Here is a 16,318-nt window from a genome sequence, read left to right on the forward strand (position 1 = left end):
ACGGCACGGCGAATGCGCTGCCGCGGCGCCACCGCCGCCGCGAGGTTACTTGGTGGTATAGCCGCCGTTGATCAGGATGGTCTGGCCGGTGATCCACCAGCCCTCCGACACCAGGAAGCGGATGAAGGGCACGACGTCCTCGATATCGGTAAGGCCCGTGCGCGAGAAGGCCGACAGCGCCGCCGCTGTCCTGTGATAGGCCACCGCATCGGCGCCTTCGGCCGGATAGAAGAACGGCGTGTCCATCGGCCCCGGGCCTACGGCGGTGACCGAGATGCCGCGCTCGCCGAACTCCTTGGATGCGGCGCGGGTGAAATGTTCCACCGGCGCCTTGGTGCCTTCGTAGGCAGCGTAGAACGGCGTGAACGCACCCAGCAGCGAGGTGACCAGGGTGCAGACCTTGCCGTTGTCGTTGACATGGCGCCCGGCCTCTTTGAGAAAGAAGAAGGCCGACTTGGCGTTCACCGCCGCCATTTCGTCGTACTCGGCCTCGCTGATCTCGACCAGGGGCTTCTTCAGCACCTTGCCGACAGTGTTGATCGCGATATCCGGCCGGCCCACCGCGGCGACCGTATCCTTGAACAGCTTCTCCACTGCGCCGGCCGAGGTCAGGTCGGCCTGGAACGCGACTGCCTGTGCGCCGGCGGCCTGGATCGCCGCGACCGTGGCTTCCGCGTCGGCGCGGCTGGACGCGCTGTTGTAGTGGATGGCCACGGCCCGGGCGCCATGCCTGGCCAGATCGCGTGCGATCAGTCCGCCCAGATTCTTGCCGCCGCCGGCAATCAGCACAACCTTGCCAGTGATGGAATGATTGGCCATGCGCGTCTCCTCGGTTCAGTAGGAGCCGCATGCTAGCAACCGGCATGATCGCGTTTGACTGGCTGTGGCGGGATGGATCGTCCAGGAATTCTTATCAATCGGGATTGGAGATTGGGGACTCGATGGCGGGACCTCGCCAGGCGGCGGCCGCAAGCGGCCGCTGCGCCGCGCGAGCCAGCGGCGCAAGCTGCTTTCGCGCGGCATACGGCCGCGTCTTGACCCGCCGGCCGTTGGGCATTGTGATTATTGGAAAAATTTCAATGCAACGTCCGGGAGCGGCAGGATTTACTTTGGCAGCGCCCGGGATGGAATTCGTGCCGTTGCAACGCTGCCGATCCGCAGCGAGTGCGGCATCTGTCGTCATGTGGGGCCGCCGCGGGACTGCGGCGGGACCCGCGCGGCCGCTGCACCGGCCATTGCTCAGTCGCCGCCGAAACCGGCAATGGACAGCGAATCGCCGCGCAGTTTCGCGGCGTCCTGGTCCAGCGCATGCGCTGGCCGGGCGCTGGTACGGTGCGCGGAATCCAGGCTACCGCGGCGGTGCCAGGCCCGCTCCGCACCGCGGCCATGCGGTCGCGCCGGCCTTCCGCGAGCCGCAGCAACGCCGCGGCGCAGCCCGCCGCGCCGCGGGCGGGATCAGACCAGCCAGTCCGCCCGGCGCCGCTGGCGGTAGCCGGCGATATCCGGCTGCGCGCAGTCGATCGTGGCGATATAGCTGTTGCGTTCGTCCCAGAACACTTCCAGGTCGTACAGGCAGAAGGAATAGCGCGACGGATCTTCCACCCAGCCGTCGCCGGTCAGCACCGACACCGAGTTGAACAGCTCGTTGTCGTTGGCCCACCAGGCCAGGATCAGGTAGTGGCAGGAAGCGCCGTGATGGAAAATGGCAAAATGCGGCGTTGTCGGCCAGGGGACGGCGCGCGCGGCCTTGACCGCGGCCAGGCGGGCGCGGAACACCGCCTGCGCCACCGGCTCGGCCGAGGTGGAGATCGTATACAGCTTGATGCCGTCGTCGGCCGGCCAGTCCCGGGAGGTGCGCACGGTGCGGGGAACGAACATGGAGGTACTCGCTGGGGAACGGATGCATGCGGCGGCCGGCGCGGCCGCCGCGCGGCTCAGGCTGCCGGATGGCTGTGCGCGCCAGCCATGCCGACGAGGATCTTGCGCTCGCCGGAGAACGGCTGGCGCCCGTGGGTGTAGAGCATGTTGTCCAGCAGCAGGATGTCGTCCTTCTGCCAATCGAAGTGATATTTCTCCGCATCGTAGACGGCGCGGATACAGTCCAGGTCGGCCGCATCGATGGCCGAGCCGTCGCCGAAATACACGTTGCGCGGCAGCTCTTCCTCGCGGTAGGCGGCGAGCAGATCGCGCGCCACGTCCTGGCCCAGGCCGGAGACATGGAACAGGTGCGCCTGGTTGAACCACACCCGCTCGCCGGTGACCGGGTGCTGCGCCACCGCCGGCGTGGTCTGGCGCGTACGCAGGCCGTTTTCGCCGATCCATTCGAAGGCGATGCCATGGCTGCGGCAGAAGGCCTCGACCTGGGCGCGGTCCTCGGTCTGGAACACTTCCGACCAGGGCAGATCGATGCTGCCGTAATTGCGCACGTACTGCAGCTGCTTGCGCTCGAACTTCTCCACCAGCTGCGGCGGCAGCCGGCGCAGCACGGCGCGGCTGTCGGCGATGGGCGTGGCGCCGCCGGCGCCGGGCGCCGGCGCGATCAGGCAGAAAAAGCCGATGCGCATGGCCCAGACGCTGGCATACGAGGATTCGTTGTGCTGCGGAATGGTCTCGCTGGGGTGGTATTCCGTCGCGGTGTAGACATTGCCGCCCAGCTTGGTGCGCGGCGTGGAGCGGTAGCTGTACTCGGCAAGGCCCTCCTCGAACAGGGCTTCGAGGAACTGTCCGAACTGGCGCGTGCTGTGGAAGCGGAAGCCGCGCAGCAGCAGCGCGCCGCGCTCATGCAGCAAGGCCTCGACCTCGCCGCGGTGCTGGCGCGCCCAGTCCAGCGGGCGCAGCGGGGAGTGCTCCAGATTGAGCAGGATGTCGCGGCCGGCGACGGCGCCGAGCGCCGCGGCGATCGGCCTTTCCAGGGTTGCGGTGTCCATGTCGGTGACCTTTGGTAGGAGTTCGCTGGGAACGCTGTGGCCGGCGCCGCTCAGCCGGCTTCGGCCTGCGCCAGGCCGGTGCGCGGCGCGCGGAGGCCGATCGCGCCCAGCAGTTCTAGGATGCGCAGCTTGTGCGGCTGGATGAAGAAATGATCGCCGTCGAAGACGTGCTCGTCGTAGCCGTTGCCGGCGAGGCCGGCCCAGGCGTGCAGGTCCTCCAGCGTGACCTCGGCATCGCCGCTGCCGCCCAGGGCGGTGAGCGGGCAGGCCAGCGGCGCCCCGGCGCGCCAGGCATAGGTCTCGCAGATGGCGAAATCGTCGCGCAGCAGCGGCAGGTAGAGCTGCATCAGCTCGGCGTCCTGCAACAGCTCCCTGGGCGTGCCGTTGTACTCGCCTATGCGCTGCAGGAACTCGGCATCGGCCAGGCCGTGTATGGGTTCGCGCCGGCGCGGCTGCGGCGGTGCCTGCATGCCGGAGACCACCAGGTGGAACGGCGCGGCCCCGCCGGCGGCCTGCAGCCGCCGGGTCAGCTCGAACGCGGCCAGCGCCCCCAGGCTGTGGCCGAAAAAAAAGAACGGCTTGTCCGCCAGCGCCAGCACGGCGCCGCGCACTGCCTGCACGTAATCCTCGATGCGGTTCAGGCGCGGCTCGGAGAAGCGGTTTTCGCGCCCCGGCGGCTGTATCGCCACCAGCTCAATGCTGCGCGGCAGGTAGCGCGGCCAGTCGCGGAACGCCGAAGCGCCGGCGCCGGCATAGGGAAAACAGAACAGCCGCATTGCCGCGCCCGGGTTGGGCGCGGCGATGCTGGTCCACTTGTCTGACTTGATTGCCACGTTGGTTTCCTTGCTCTGCGCCGCGGTGGCGGCACGCCGCGGGGCGCCCTGCCCCGCGACTTCCAGGACGTAATCCGGCGGCGCGTCCGCGCAGCTCAGTCCTGCACTTCGTACACGATGGTTTCCTGCGCACCCTTGGCGGAATTGATGATGCCGTTGCCGCTGTTGCGCAGCATCAGGCGCAGCCAGCAGCCGCCGTAGCTGCGGCCGAAGCCGAACACGCCCCAGATCACGTCGTGCTCGGCATAGCCCTCGTCGCCGTACTGGCCGTAGAACGGCAGCGAGGCGCAGTATTCCTGCGCCAGCCAGGCGCCCTCGCCCAGCGCGCGCGTCACGATGCCGCGCCAGTCCGCGTCGCTCTGGTAGCGGCCGACGAACACGTCGTTGCCCTGGGCGCCGTTGGCGATCTTGACCACGAAATCGGCGCGGCGCTGCAACAGCAATTGCTCCATGTCCCAGCGCCGGCCATCGAAGTCGACGCTCTGCGCACGCACGGTTTCGCACCAGGGCACGAATTCCTCGATGATCGCGCGCTCCTGCGGCGTGAACAGGCCCGTGTCCCGATGCCGGTAGACAATGGCCAGCGCGCGCTTGTCGCCGAGCACGGAAACGAAGGGATTGTCCGGCCAGTACACCTGCCCGCGCAGGTAGGCACGGTACAGTTCGTGCGGCAGCACCATGTCGGTGTTGAAGTGGTAGGACACCAGGGTGCTCAGGCGCCGGCCGCGCAGGAATACGCCGCTGTGGCGGTATTCCACCGCGCCGATGCCGACCTCGAAGAAGATCTCGCCTTCCACGCCCGCATCGGCCAGGGCCTGGTAGTAGAGCTTGCGGAAGGTGTCCTGCATGGCGTCGTTCATGAAGCCGTCGTCGACGCTGAACATCACGTTGACCCGGCCCTCGTCCAGCGCACCGCCGGCGATGGACTGGTCGACCAGATGGCGCATGTAGCCCAGCGGAATGTTCTTGGAGCGGCACTCGTTCGCCTCGAAGAACGGCATCAGCTCGGGCTGCTTGCGGTACTGCTGGTCCATCCACTGGATCTGCCAGCCGCCGATGTTGGGACCGGCGTTGACTTCCATGATCTTGAGGCCGCGCGCGGTCATCACCGCATCCATGCGCAGCATGACGTGGTCCAGGTTCAGGCCCGAATCCAGGAAAATGCCGGCGAGGATCTCCTGCATGCGGAAGAAGGCGGCGAAGCGCGCCGCGTCGTCGCGGAACTCGGCGCGCAGCGCCCGGTAGATCAGTTCCGGCACGCGGCAGGCGCAGTCCTGCAAAGTACGGCGCATGTCAGCGGCGATGAACCAGGGCCAGGCGTGCAGCGGGTACGGGTAGTTGCGGAAATAGACCGGCAGCGAATCGTCCAGCAGCGGCAGCCGCTTGAGACAGCGCTGCTGGTTGACGGAATAGTCGAGGAAGCGCACCGCGCTGCGGGAGGTGGCCAGGTGGTTGTTGACGATTTCGGGGTTCATATCCATTGATACCTGCGAACCGGTGGGGCGGCGCGGCGCGAACAGCCGCACCATGGAAAAGCCGGCGGCCGCGGGCGGCCGCCGGCGCGGGCTCAGGTGGTGCGCAATGCCGCGTTCGGATCCAGGCGGCTGGCCCGGGCCGCCGGCAGCCAGCAGGCGGCCAGCGAGACGGCCAGGAACAGGAAGGTCACCAGGACAAAGGTGAACACGTCGGAAGACGAGATGCCGTAGATCAGGCTGGCCAGCAGGCGGCCCAGCAGCAGGCTGCCGACCATGCCCAGCACCAGGCCGACCGCCACCAGCACCAGGCCCTGGCCCAGGATCATGCGGCGCACGGCGTGCGGTTCGGCGCCCAGGGCCATGCGGATGCCCAGCTCCTTGGTGCGCTGGCTCACGGTGAAGGCCAGCAGGCCGCTGACGCCGACCATGGAAATCGTCAGGGCGAGGAACGAGAACAGGCTGAGCACCTGCGACAGCATGCGCGGCGTGCTCAGGGTGTCGGACATCACCCGCGCCAGCGTGGTGACCTTGGTCACCGGCTGGTTGGCGTCGACGCGCGCGACGGCGGCCTTGACCAAAGCGCTGACCTTGTTCGGCGCGGCCTTGGTCCTGAGCAGCACGTTGACGCTCTGGCTCGGACTCTGCGCATAGGACACGTAGTACTCGTCGATCGGCGGCTTGTCGAAGCCGGCGCCCTTGATGTTCTGCACCACGCCGACGACGGTGAGCCAGGTCTTGCCCTGGTCGGGCGAGATGCGCTTGTTGAGCGGGCTTTCGCCGGGCCAGTACTTCTCCGCCATGGCGCGGCTGAGTACGGCCACGGGCGTGGCGTTCTCGTCGTCGCTGTCGCTGATGTAGCGGCCGGCGACCAGCGGAATGCCGAGCAGCTCGAAATAGTTGCCGCTGACGGTACGGAAATTCACCCGCTTGCCGCCGCCGGCGTCCGCGGCGCGGTCGTCGAAGCTGATTACCGCCGTGCCCAGCGATACGCCGATGCCGCTGCCGAAAGGATAGGCCGTGGTGAACGCGACGCCCTGCACCTCGGGCGAGCCTGACAGGCCGTTGCGCAGCTCGCGCACGAAATTGCGGATCGCACCCGGATCGTACTTGTTCCAGTCCAGGGGGATCGTTGCGATGGCGATATCGTCGCTCCTGAAACCCGGATCGATACGCTGCAGCGCCACGAAGCTGCGGATCATCAGGCCGGCGCCGGTGACCAGCATGAAGGCAATCGCGATCTGGCCGACGATGAGCAGCTTGCGCACCTTCTGCCGCTGCCGGCTCAAGGTCGCATGGGCGCCGCCTTCCTTGAGCGCGGTGACGATGTCCTGCTTGCCGAATACCGGTGCCAGGCCGACGATCAGGCCGGTCGCGACCGAGACCACCAGGTTGAACGCCAGGGCCTGGCCGTCGATGGAAACCTCGCTGGCGCGGCTGGTGAACGTGGCCGCGAAGGAAGTCAGCAGGTCCAGGCTGAAGTACGCCAGCAGCAGGCCGCCGGCACCGCCGGCCAGAGCCAGCATCATGCTTTCCACCAGCAGCTTCTTGGCGATGTCGATGCGGTCGGCGCCCAGCGCCGCGCGCACGGCCAGCTCCTTCTGCCGGCGCGACTGCTGCGCCAGGGTCAGGTTGACCACGTTGGTGCAGGTGATGAACAGCACCAGCAGGCTGGCTGCGAGCAGCAGCAGCAGCGAGGGCCGGATATCCTTGGTCAGCTCGTTCTGCAGCGACAGCACCTTCACGCCGAACCCGGCTTCGGCCGGATAGTCGGCCGGATAAGTGGAATGCAGGCGCTTGGCGACCATGTCGAGGTCGCTGCCGGCCTGCTGCAGGCTGACGCCGGGCTTGGTGCGGCCGTACATGCTCATCATGCGCGAGCTGCGCGTGTTGATGAACTCCGCGTCGCCGCGGGTCGGACAGCCCGAGGTCGGCATGTAGATGTCGTTGACCTCCGGGAACTGCGGCATGCGCGGCAGCACGCCGACGACGCGGTTGGCCTTGCCGTTCATTTCAAGCGTCTTGCCGACCACGTCCGGATCGGCGCTGAAATGGCTGTTCCAGAACTCGTGGCTGAGTATCACCACGGGCTCGGCGCCGACCGCGTCGTCGCTGGCGACGAAGCTGCGCCCCAGCGCCGGCTTGACGCCGAGGAAATCGAAATAGTTGGCCGAGACGATGCCGGACTTCACCAGCGCCGGCGACTGCCCGGCGATGAAGAAGTACATGAAGTGATATTCGATCACGTCTTCCAGCGAGCGGTTCTGCTCGCGGAAGTCCTTCACGTCCAGGGCCGAGGCACCGGTGTTGTCCACGCCGGCCTTGATCGCGGTCTGGCGGATCTCGACGATGTCGCCGCCGCGCTTGAACGGCAGCTCCTTGAACAGCACGCCGTTGACCAGCGAGAAGATCGACGTGTTGACGCCGATGCCGAAGGCCAGGGTGAGAATGATGATGAGCGTGGATCCGGGCTGCGCCAGCAGGCGCCGGAACGCATAGCCCATGTCGCGGATGAGGGCTTCCATCAGGCGGCTTCCACCTGGGCGGCCAGACTGTCGGTGACGACCTTGCCATCGAGCAGCTTGACCACGCGCTTGGCGTAATTGGCGTAGCGGCTGTCATGGGTGACGATGCAGATCGTCACGCCTTCGCCGTTGAGCTGGGCCAGCAGGTCCATCACCGCGTCGCCGTTCTTGGAATCCAGGTTGCCGGTGGGTTCGTCGGCGAGAATGATCGAGGGCTTGCCGACCAGCGCGCGGGCCACCGCCACGCGCTGCTGCTGACCGCCGGAGAGCTGCGCCGGATAGTGCTCCGCACGCTGGGTCATGCCGACCTTTTCCAGGCAGGCCATCACGCGCTCGCGCCGCTCGGCCTTGCCCATGTCGCGGTGGGTCAGCGGCAGCTCCACGTTCTGCGCCACGGTCAGGTCGCCGATCAGGTTGAAGTCCTGGAAGATGAAGCCGATCTCCTTGTTGCGGATCCTGGCGCGCTGGGAGGCGTCGAGATTGGCCACATTCATGTTGTTGAGCACGAATTTTCCGCGGGTCGGGCTGTCGAGCAGGCCGAGGATGGACAGCAGGGTCGACTTGCCGCAGCCGCTGGGGCCGGAGATGGAGACATAGTCGCCGCGGTTGATGGTCAGGTTGAAATCCGACAGCGCGTGGGTCTCCATGCGCTCGGTCTCGAATACCTTGCTCAGGCCTTCGATGGTGATGACGGCAGACTTTTCCATGGTGGTGTGCTCGCAAAGAAGTCGGCCACGCCGGCGGCCGGACATGAATGAATTTTTCCCGCGGAATTCAACCCGGCCGCGCGCCGGTCCCTGTGGTCACTTGAGCTGGAATTTTTCGACGCCGGACAGCTCCGACACGTCGGAAAGCACGATGCGGTTGCCCTCCAGCAGGCCGCCGACGACTTCCACCGTGGAAGAGGAGGTACGCCCCAGCTGCACCTCGGTCAGCGTAGCCACGCCGGAATCGTCCACCTTGAACAGCCTGACCTGCGCGTTTTCCTGGGCCTGGGCCGGCTTGGCGATGTAGAGCACATCCTTGAGGCGGTCGATCTCGATGGTGCCGTTGACGCGCAGGTTGGTGCGCGCACCCTGCGGCAGCTCCCCGTCGAAGGTCACGTCCACGATGACCGTGCCGTTGATCACCGAGGGGTCCACGCGCGCGACCGTGCCGGCCTCGGTACGGTTACCGACGTCGATGGCAACCTTCTGCCCGACCACGACCTCGCGCGCCTGGCTTTCGATGACGCGGATCTCGGCCTTGAGGCGGTCCTGCCGCGCGACCAGCGCGAGGATCTCGCCCTGGTCCACGCCCTGCCCTTCCTTGACCCGTATCTCCTGCACGATGCCCTCGATGCCGGCCTTCACCGCCAGCGACTGCACCAGCTTTTCCTGCAATTCCATCTGGCGCTGCAGCAGCGAGATCTCCGCCGCCTTGGCACTGCGCTCGGACGCATTGAGCTGCGGGATGGCCTGCTCGCGCTTGATCTCGATTTCGAGCTGGGTCTTGAGCTGCTCGGCGGTGAGCTTGGATTTCTTGTGCTGCAGCTCCGAGACAATGAAATCCTTGATCAGCTTGGATTCGTACTCGACCTGCAACTTGGCCGCCTCGTACTGCGAACGCACCGTGGCGACCTGGGATTCCTGGTTGAGCAGGTTGTCATTGAGGCGCTCTTTCAGCGCCTCCAGTTCCGCCAGCGCGACCTGCAGCTTGAGCTTGGCCTCGTCGTACTGCTGCATGATCAGCGGATTGCTCAGCTGCAACAGCACCGTGTCGGGCTTGACCACGCTGCCGGGCTGGATCAGCACGCGCTCGACCTGGGCCTTGGGCAGGATCGACGGTATCAGGCGGTTCTCCACCGCGACCAGCACGCCGGGGCCGCTGATCTTGCGGATCATTTCGCCGCGCTTGACGGTATCGATCAGCACCGAGTCCGAGGTGACCTTGGGCAGGGCCGGCGCCATCTGCCAGATGCCCAGGATGCCGGCCGCGGCCAGCGCGCCGAGGCCGATGAACTTCTTGTTGTTGCCCCAGCGCTTGCGGGCAGGTTCGCGCATTACGTCCATACGAAACGCTCTTGATGAATTGAATTGCAAAGATCCCGGCCGCGGCCGGGACATAGCTACCAGTCCTGCACGATCTCCGCCGCCGCGCTGCCGTGCCGCACCGCCGGCACGCCGGCCTGCTCGACCAGCATGCTGGCGAGGAAGCCCGGCGCATATGCCTGCAACAGGTAGAGTCCGGACGCCGCCGGCACGGCCGCGCCGGCCAGGAAACCGGAAAAGTTGATCAGCGGATCGCCGCACAGGCAGTGGCCGATCTCCGGCGAGAGATCGGTGTAGAGCTGGTCCTCGGCCAGGCCCAGCGTGGCCGCGTTGAACTTGGCCAGCGGCCTGAAGAAATTGGTCGCGAACACCTTGCGCACGTTGGCCAGGGCGACGCCGCCCTGGGCCAGCACGTCGCCGGTCACCTTGCCCAGCAGCGCGCGGCGGCTGGCGAAGTCGTCGCCACCGCGCATGCCGGCGAGGTCGGAACGGTGGGCATAGCCGCGAATGCGGAATTCCAGCGGCAGCTCGGCCGAGACCACGCAGGCTACGGCCGCATCGCTGATCACGCCGAAGGACTGGATGCGCTGGGCCTCGCTGCGTGCCTTGTCGTAGCAGACCACCAGCACATTGCGGAAGGCGCCGCCGGCGACATAGCGCCGCGCCATGTCGATGGCCGAGAGCAGGCTGGTGCATTCCTGCGAGGTGACGGTCATGGGCAGCGCGGCATCGAGGCCGCACTGATGCAGCAATTCGGGGATCAGCTTGCGCGCGGCGAGGTAGTCCACGTCCGCCGCGGCGATGATGAACAGGTCCACATCGGCGGCGGCGAGGCCCGTATCGGCCAGCGAGGCGGCGATGGCGCGGCAGATCGGCTGTTCCGCCGGCTCGGTGCATTCATGGAAATGGCCGTAGCCCAGCAGGGCCGGGTTCATCGGCAGCTTCTGCGCGCGGAACTGCGCGGCGGCGTCCTCTATCGATTCGACCGCGCGCTTGCGGTCGCCGAGTTCGATGCGTATGCCGCCCCAGCCCGGAGCCCTGTCGACCTGTGCGTCTGCCATGACCATCACTCGTCCCACCGCCTTTCGTCGCGAGAGCCACTTCCTGCGACCGCTGCCGGATGCCGGCACACGCAGGCAAGAGCGCGGTCGCGCAGGCCCGGCACGCAGGCGCGCCGCAGCACGAGCGCGGCGCCGCTGGCGCCGGAGACGGCCGTTGCTTGTTGCCCGTATGCGGCAGGACGCGCCCCCCGGCGCCATCGTGCCCGGACCTTGCCGCAAATCCCTTCCCGCCTGCCGCCGGCGCTGCCGGCGGCGCTCCGTGCCGGCCGCACCGGCCGCCGTTCGCGGTGGCGAGCGGAAGCGGAGTCGGCGGCTACGAAATTGCAAAATTTGGATTGCGTGCCGGATAAAACAAAATGAGCTAATCCGACAAACGAGTATAAGGATTTTTCCATACCAGGTTCAATTGAAATCTAGTGTGCCTTGGGAATGCTGCAAAACGATAAACCCGCGCCCCGGGCCGCCCGGAACCGCAGCGGCCGGGGCGCGCCGGATCAGACGCCGCAGGCCTCGGCCACGCCGTCGTACATGCCGTAGAACAGGTCGCAGGTGCGGCGCACGGCCTCCAGCGCCTCCTGCTGCATCTTGACCGTGTCGCAGATATGTGCCACCAGGCTGATGCCTTCCTTCACGTGGCCGACGTCTTCCTTCTGGTGCACGGAGAAGAACTGCAGGTCCGTCTCGGTCAGGTTGTACAGGCGCGGCAGCAGGTCGTGGCGCGCTTCGCCCGCGGCGGTTTCGAGGTTCTGCCCTTCGCTGGCGATCATCACGGCGGCCGCGCCCATGTGGAAGGTGCGGCGGTCGCGTACCAGGTCCATGCGGTAATCGATCAGTTCCCGGGTCCGCGGCAGGGCGACGGCGCGGTCGCGCTCGGCGTCGCTGATGCCGATGGCGCGGATGAAGTTCTCCATCAGCGTGACGTGGTTGTCGGTCTTGGAGAAGCGGCCGGTCTCCTCCTCGAACATGTTGAACAGCAGGCGGCGCTTGTGCTTGCCGCGCGGGCAGTGGTGGTAGAGGGTCTCGATGTATTCGAGGAAATGCTTGGTCAGCTGGTAACCCTGCAGGGTCATGAAACGCAGCAGATCCCACTTGGGCTCGTCGGCGAGCAGGGTCTTGACCAGCGGATGGGTCAGCGTGATGCGGCTTTCCAGTTCCTCGCGCAGCTTCAGGCGGAATTCCTCGTTCGGCAGGAAGCGCGGTGCCGGCTGCGGCGCGGCAGGCGGTGCGCTCAGGCGCTGCTTGAGTTCGGCCGTGGGCTGGTACATGAACACGCCCGGGTGCGAGACACCGTCGACCCGGGCGTAGTCGCCGAGCACGCCGTAGGGCTTGAAGCCTATGCTGCTCCAGATCTGGTGCGGCACCGAGTTCTCGCGCACGTCCAGCGTGATCAGGTCGTGGCCTTCGCGCTCGCAGTGCTCGGCGATGCTCAGGAACGCGGTCTTCATCAGGCCGCTCTTCTGGAAATCCGAGCGGATGATTCCCTTGGACAGATTGGCGATGTGCTTGCAGTTGGGCATCTCGCTCGCCGACAGAATGGCCATGCCGACCAGATCGTCCTCCTTGCGGATCGCAAACAGCGAGATTGCGTTCTTGTCCAGCGAATCGCGCAGCGCATCGACAACCTTGCCGCCCGCCTCCTCGTCCAGCGGCGCGGTGTAGCCGATCACCGTGGTGGACTTGATCGCATCGTTGTACAGCGCGACCACACCGGCGCCGAGCTTGGCGTCGATGGACTTGGGCCAACTGAATTCAACATTCATTGCTTGCTATCTCCCTAGCGTTGGTTTCGTGTCGTGCGGCCTTGGCCGTTGAAACAGGGTGCTGCGCCCGCGCCGGCAGCAGGCTTTCGATGGTGCCGGCGAGGATGGCCTCGACCGCCGGGCGCGGCAGCCGCGCCAGCGGACCGCCCTCCTCCAGCAGCCCCGCGGTCATGGCCTTGAGATCGTCCTTCATGGAAAACACCGGCCAGTCGCTGCCGAAGATGATCTTGTGGTTGATGCCCTGGGCGAACAGGTCGGCCAGGTGCGCGCGCCAGCCGCCGGGTGCCATCACCGCGGGAAAGCCGGAAATGTCCAGGTACACGTTCGGCCGGTAGTTGCACATCAGCTTGGCCTGCTCGACGAAGTTCACGCCGCCGTGGGCCAGGATGAAGTTGACCGCGGGGAAGCGCCGCGCGGCGCCGTCGATAAGGCTGGGGGCGGCGGTGTCGAACTGCAGCGTCGGCGTGGTCGGCCCGGTATGCAGCAATACCGGCAGGCCCTTCGCGGCGCAGATCTCATACAGCGGGAACAGCACGGCGTCGCTGGGCGAATAGCCGCAGGGCGGGTAGATCTTGAGCCCTTCGAAACCGTACTCGTCCACCGCCTTTTCGAAGTAGTCGCAGCCCTGCCGGCCCCAGCGCGGATCCACGCCGAGGAAGACATGAAAGCGCCCCGGATGACGCGCGCGCACGGCGGCATGCTGCCGCGCCACGTCCTCGTAGCTGTACTGGGCGTCGAACACGTGGCTGAAATCCGGCGCCAGCAGCACAGTGCGTTCTATGCTCGCCTCGTCCATCTTGGCCACCAGCTTGTCCGCATCGTGATCCTCGTACTGCGAGATCAGCATGCGGGTGAGCTTGTCCAGATCCGGCGGCGGCGCATGGCGCGGCATCTTGCGCGCGATGTTCTGCGCCACGCCGAGAAAGAAGCCGTGCGGTATGCAGCGGCTGGAGGCCAGATGGCAGTGACCGTCGATGACCCGCGGCAGCGGAACCATCTCAGCGGCCAGCCCGCAGCGAACCGATGAAGCGCGCGGTGTCGCCCACGGTCTGCAGTTCGATCAGCGCCGGCATGTGCTGCTCCAGGCTGACGCCGAACTCCTGCTCGACCAGGGTCATCAGCATCAGCCGGTTGACCGATTCCAGGCCCAGGTCTTCCACGAAGCGCGAACCGGCCGAGATCGCGTACCCGGCGGGCAGGTCGTAGGCGACCTGCTGCACCAGGCCAATGAGCGCCGGCAGTTCCGCGGCGTTGTCTTGTATCGTCGTCATGGATTCAGCCCTGCTGTTCGATTTCGGCCTGGAACAGGCGGTAGACGCCCTTGCGGTCGTACTTGAGATTGCGCGTGAGCATGCCGTTCTCGATGCTGGGCAAGGTCTCGGTCAGCACACGGCGGTGGATGCTCTTGTAGCTGGGCGCGGCGGCGTTGATCGCCTGCACGCCGTCGTCGACCAGGCGCGTCGCGGCAGCGTCCTTGCTGTCGGGCACCACCAGCACGGCGACCAGGCGGTTGTCGTTGCGCGACATCAGCACCACGGCATGGCGCACCACCTCGATGGAGGCCAGCGAACGCTCTATTTCCTCGGGATGGAACTTGGTGCCGCCGCTGGTGACGATGATTTCCTTCTTGCGTCCGCTGAGACTGAGATAGCCGTCGGCGTCCAGCGCGCCTATGTCGCCGGTGGCGATGGCGCCGTCGGCGAGGAAGGTATTGCTGCTGTCGCTCTCGCTGCTGTCGAAATAGCCCTTGGACAACGGGTGCGGACGGCGGATCACGATTTCCGATTCCGGCGTGAAATGCAGCTGTTCCGGATGGATGGGCAGGCCGACCGAGCCTATGCGCTGGTTGCGCGGCGTGTTCCAGGCGATCATGCCGGTCTCGGTCACACCGTAGGCTTCGAGCAGGCGCAGGCCGAGCTGGTTGAAGGCCGTGAGTATGGCGCCGCGGATCGGCGCCATGCCGGTGATCATGAAGCGGATGTTGCCGCCGAGGAAGGCGTTGAGCTTGTCCTTCGCATCGGGGCCGCGGCCGTACTGCGCGTAGATGTTCTCGTAGATCGCCGGCGGTGCGACGATGAAGCTGGGCTTGTAGCGGCCCAGCTCCTGGAATACGGCGGTGTGCCGCACCAGCTTGAACGACGCGCCGGACCACAGGCAGCCGTATACCGACAGGCGCTGCTGATAGTTGGACAGCGGCAGGAAGATCAGGTGCGAGTCGCTGGCGCACAGGCCGAACGCGGCGACGAAGTCGGATACCAGCACTTCGGTGCCGCGGCGGCTGATGTTGAGCCCTTTCAGATAGCCCGAGCTGCCCGAGGAATACACGCGCGAATGCAGGTCGGCGTCGGCCAGCGCGGCGGCGGCGGCATCCAGCGGCAGCGTGCTGCCGTCCAGCGCCGCGGCCAGCGGCACCGCATTGGCCACGCCGGCGAAGTTCTCCGCCTTCTCGTAGACCCACAGCGCGACGTCGCGCTTCTCCACCAGGCCCGCCACCTTGTCTGCCGGCAGGTCTTCCGGCACCGCCTGCAGCACGGCGCCCAGCGCGACGGCGGCCAGGTCCCAGACCAGGTATTCGTAAACATTGGGCGCCTGCAGGCCGATCTGCATGCCGCGCACCAGTCCGGCCGCACGCAGCCGGCCGGCCAGCCGTTCGGCGCTGTCGATGAAATCGGCGAAGCCGACGGCGATGTCCTCGCCGTCGCTGCGGCGGGCTTCGATGCGGCCGCCGGCATGGGCGCGCGCGGTTGTCAAAAGCGTTGTGAATTCCACGGTGCGGATTCCGTTGTCAATTGAAAGATTCGGCAGGCAGCGCGGCGGCCGCGGACGGTGCGGCCGCCAGCAGGCTGCGGTGCAGCTGGTCCAGGGTGGCCTCGATATGCGGCGCGGCCAGGATGTCGGCGTCGTCGGGCAGGCCCGGCGCGTGTTCGAACACGCGCAGCCGGCCGCTGGTGAGGCTGTTCCAGTCGCACCATTCGCGCGGGGCGAGGGCAACGGCCGCGGCCGAGCGCACCTGCTTGTACAAATCCACGCCGACGCGGGATTTCGGCGCGCGGTAGCGCCGCGTCGCGCTGCGCGTCATGCACAGCGATTCCAGCGAGCGGCGGATCCAGGCCGTATCCGTCTGGCTGGACACCAGGCCCAGCGCCACCAGCTCCGCCACGATGCGCGCGCTGACTTCGGCCAGCGGCAGCGCCTCGAACGCGCTCCAGTCCAGGTGGGCCAGATTCACCTCGAAGCGCCGGTGGAGGTAATCGCACAGGAACAGGTATTGCTCGCGCTCGGCCGGATCGAAACCGACCAGCCCGTGCGAACCGAACATCACCACCTGCGCTGCGTCGCCGTCCAGGCTGAGCTGGCAGGCAGTCTCGTAGGCGATGGGGCCGCCGGAGCAGGAACCGAACAGGAGATAAGGCCCGGCGGGCTGTACCGCGCGGATCACTTCGACATGGAATTCCGCCAGCGCCGGCAGACTGGAAAACGTTTCGCCGGCGTGGATCAGCGGATCTTCCAGGCCGTACAGCCTGGCGCTGCCGGCGAGTCTCTGCGCCAGCAGTTCGTAGGGCTTGAGGCCGCCGCCGGCCGGATGCAGGCAGAAGATGGTCAGGTTGGCGGTCGACTGGTTCAGTTCGACCAGGGTAGGCAGGTGAGGCATGGTCTGGCTCATGTCAGTGGGTCCCGTAGTGCAGGACGGAATGTGTACAGCGCCACAG

At 66.8% G+C, this 16,318-nt stretch carries 14 protein-coding genes; all 14 read right to left on the reverse strand.

Translation table 11 applies throughout. The annotated features are described in order from the left end of the window. Positions 1–45 precede the first annotated feature (45 nt). Positions 46–819 (reverse strand): SDR family oxidoreductase, encoded by a 774-nt coding sequence (locus NM961_RS02575; RefSeq protein WP_255910942.1) that lies wholly within the window; start codon positions 817–819, stop codon positions 46–48. Between the two features lie 636 nt (positions 820–1,455). Continuing rightward, on the reverse strand, positions 1,456–1,878 hold the full coding sequence (locus NM961_RS02580) for a hypothetical protein (RefSeq protein ID WP_255910944.1): 423 nt from the start codon (positions 1,876–1,878) through the stop codon (positions 1,456–1,458). Positions 1,879–1,934: 56 nt separating this feature from the next. Next, on the reverse strand, positions 1,935–2,927 hold the full coding sequence (locus NM961_RS02585; protein WP_255910946.1) for a TauD/TfdA family dioxygenase: 993 nt from the start codon (positions 2,925–2,927) through the stop codon (positions 1,935–1,937). Positions 2,928–2,977: 50 nt separating this feature from the next. Continuing rightward, complete coding sequence (locus NM961_RS02590) at positions 2,978–3,760, reverse strand: thioesterase II family protein (protein ID WP_255910948.1); 783 nt, start codon at positions 3,758–3,760, stop codon at positions 2,978–2,980. Between the two features lie 95 nt (positions 3,761–3,855). Continuing rightward, positions 3,856–5,241, reverse strand: coding sequence for a hypothetical protein (locus NM961_RS02595; protein WP_255910950.1), 1,386 nt, complete (start codon positions 5,239–5,241; stop codon positions 3,856–3,858). Between the two features lie 86 nt (positions 5,242–5,327). Next, complete coding sequence (locus NM961_RS02600; RefSeq protein WP_255910952.1) at positions 5,328–7,757, reverse strand: ABC transporter permease; 2,430 nt, start codon at positions 7,755–7,757, stop codon at positions 5,328–5,330. Further along, positions 7,757–8,464: an ABC transporter ATP-binding protein gene (locus tag NM961_RS02605; protein WP_255910954.1), complete on the reverse strand. Its 708-nt coding sequence runs from the start codon at positions 8,462–8,464 to the stop codon at positions 7,757–7,759. Before NM961_RS02605 ends, NM961_RS02600 begins: the two co-directional genes overlap by 1 nt. A 96-nt stretch (positions 8,465–8,560) precedes the next feature. Continuing rightward, the gene (locus NM961_RS02610; RefSeq protein WP_255910956.1) at positions 8,561–9,799 is read right to left on the reverse strand and encodes an efflux RND transporter periplasmic adaptor subunit; all 1,239 of its coding nucleotides are present in this window, start codon (positions 9,797–9,799) and stop codon (positions 8,561–8,563) included. 65 nt (positions 9,800–9,864) lie between these two features. After that, positions 9,865–10,848 carry a beta-ketoacyl-[acyl-carrier-protein] synthase family protein gene (locus tag NM961_RS02615; RefSeq protein ID WP_255910958.1) on the reverse strand — a complete coding sequence of 328 codons (984 nt, stop codon included), beginning with the start codon at positions 10,846–10,848 and terminating at the stop codon, positions 9,865–9,867. 494 nt (positions 10,849–11,342) lie between these two features. Further along, entirely contained in the window at positions 11,343–12,608 is a 1,266-nt protein-coding gene (locus NM961_RS02620) for an iron-containing redox enzyme family protein (RefSeq protein WP_255910960.1), read from the reverse strand. After that, the gene (locus tag NM961_RS02625; protein WP_255910962.1) at positions 12,598–13,605 is read right to left on the reverse strand and encodes an amidohydrolase family protein; all 1,008 of its coding nucleotides are present in this window, start codon (positions 13,603–13,605) and stop codon (positions 12,598–12,600) included. Before NM961_RS02625 ends, NM961_RS02620 begins: the two co-directional genes overlap by 11 nt. 1 nt (position 13,606) lies before the next feature. Continuing rightward, positions 13,607–13,879, reverse strand: coding sequence for an acyl carrier protein (locus NM961_RS02630; protein WP_255910964.1), 273 nt, complete (start codon positions 13,877–13,879; stop codon positions 13,607–13,609). Between the two features lie 4 nt (positions 13,880–13,883). Next, a complete protein-coding gene (locus tag NM961_RS02635; RefSeq protein ID WP_255910966.1) occupies positions 13,884–15,377 on the reverse strand; it encodes an AMP-binding protein in 1,494 nt (497 codons plus the stop codon). A gap of 16 nt (positions 15,378–15,393) precedes the next feature. Next, entirely contained in the window at positions 15,394–16,260 is an 867-nt protein-coding gene (locus NM961_RS02640; protein WP_255910968.1) for a thioesterase domain-containing protein, read from the reverse strand. Positions 16,261–16,318 lie beyond the last annotated feature (58 nt).

It is taken from the genome of Tahibacter harae (assembly GCF_024437735.1).
GTDB classification, from domain to species: domain Bacteria; phylum Pseudomonadota; class Gammaproteobacteria; order Xanthomonadales; family Rhodanobacteraceae; genus Tahibacter; species Tahibacter harae.

What these genes read in the sequence shown, in the direction of transcription:
- NM961_RS02585 (WP_255910946.1), bottom strand. Translation starts at nt 2,927, where the DNA reads ATGGACACCGCAACCCTGGAAAGGCCGATCGCCGCGGCGCTCGGCGCC.
- NM961_RS02575 (WP_255910942.1), bottom strand. Translation starts at nt 819, where the DNA reads ATGGCCAATCATTCCATCACTGGCAAGGTTGTGCTGATTGCCGGCGGC.
- NM961_RS02625 (WP_255910962.1), bottom strand. Translation starts at nt 13,605, where the DNA reads ATGGTTCCGCTGCCGCGGGTCATCGACGGTCACTGCCATCTGGCCTCC.
- NM961_RS02595 (WP_255910950.1), bottom strand. Translation starts at nt 5,241, where the DNA reads ATGGATATGAACCCCGAAATCGTCAACAACCACCTGGCCACCTCCCGC.
- NM961_RS02640 (WP_255910968.1), bottom strand. Translation starts at nt 16,260, where the DNA reads ATGCCTCACCTGCCTACCCTGGTCGAACTGAACCAGTCGACCGCCAAC.
- NM961_RS02580 (WP_255910944.1), bottom strand. Translation starts at nt 1,878, where the DNA reads ATGTTCGTTCCCCGCACCGTGCGCACCTCCCGGGACTGGCCGGCCGAC.
- NM961_RS02610 (WP_255910956.1), bottom strand. Translation starts at nt 9,799, where the DNA reads ATGCGCGAACCTGCCCGCAAGCGCTGGGGCAACAACAAGAAGTTCATC.
- NM961_RS02630 (WP_255910964.1), bottom strand. Translation starts at nt 13,879, where the DNA reads ATGACGACGATACAAGACAACGCCGCGGAACTGCCGGCGCTCATTGGC.
- NM961_RS02620 (WP_255910960.1), bottom strand. Translation starts at nt 12,608, where the DNA reads ATGAATGTTGAATTCAGTTGGCCCAAGTCCATCGACGCCAAGCTCGGC.
- NM961_RS02600 (WP_255910952.1), bottom strand. Translation starts at nt 7,757, where the DNA reads ATGGAAGCCCTCATCCGCGACATGGGCTATGCGTTCCGGCGCCTGCTG.
- NM961_RS02615 (WP_255910958.1), bottom strand. Translation starts at nt 10,848, where the DNA reads ATGGCAGACGCACAGGTCGACAGGGCTCCGGGCTGGGGCGGCATACGC.
- NM961_RS02605 (WP_255910954.1), bottom strand. Translation starts at nt 8,464, where the DNA reads ATGGAAAAGTCTGCCGTCATCACCATCGAAGGCCTGAGCAAGGTATTC.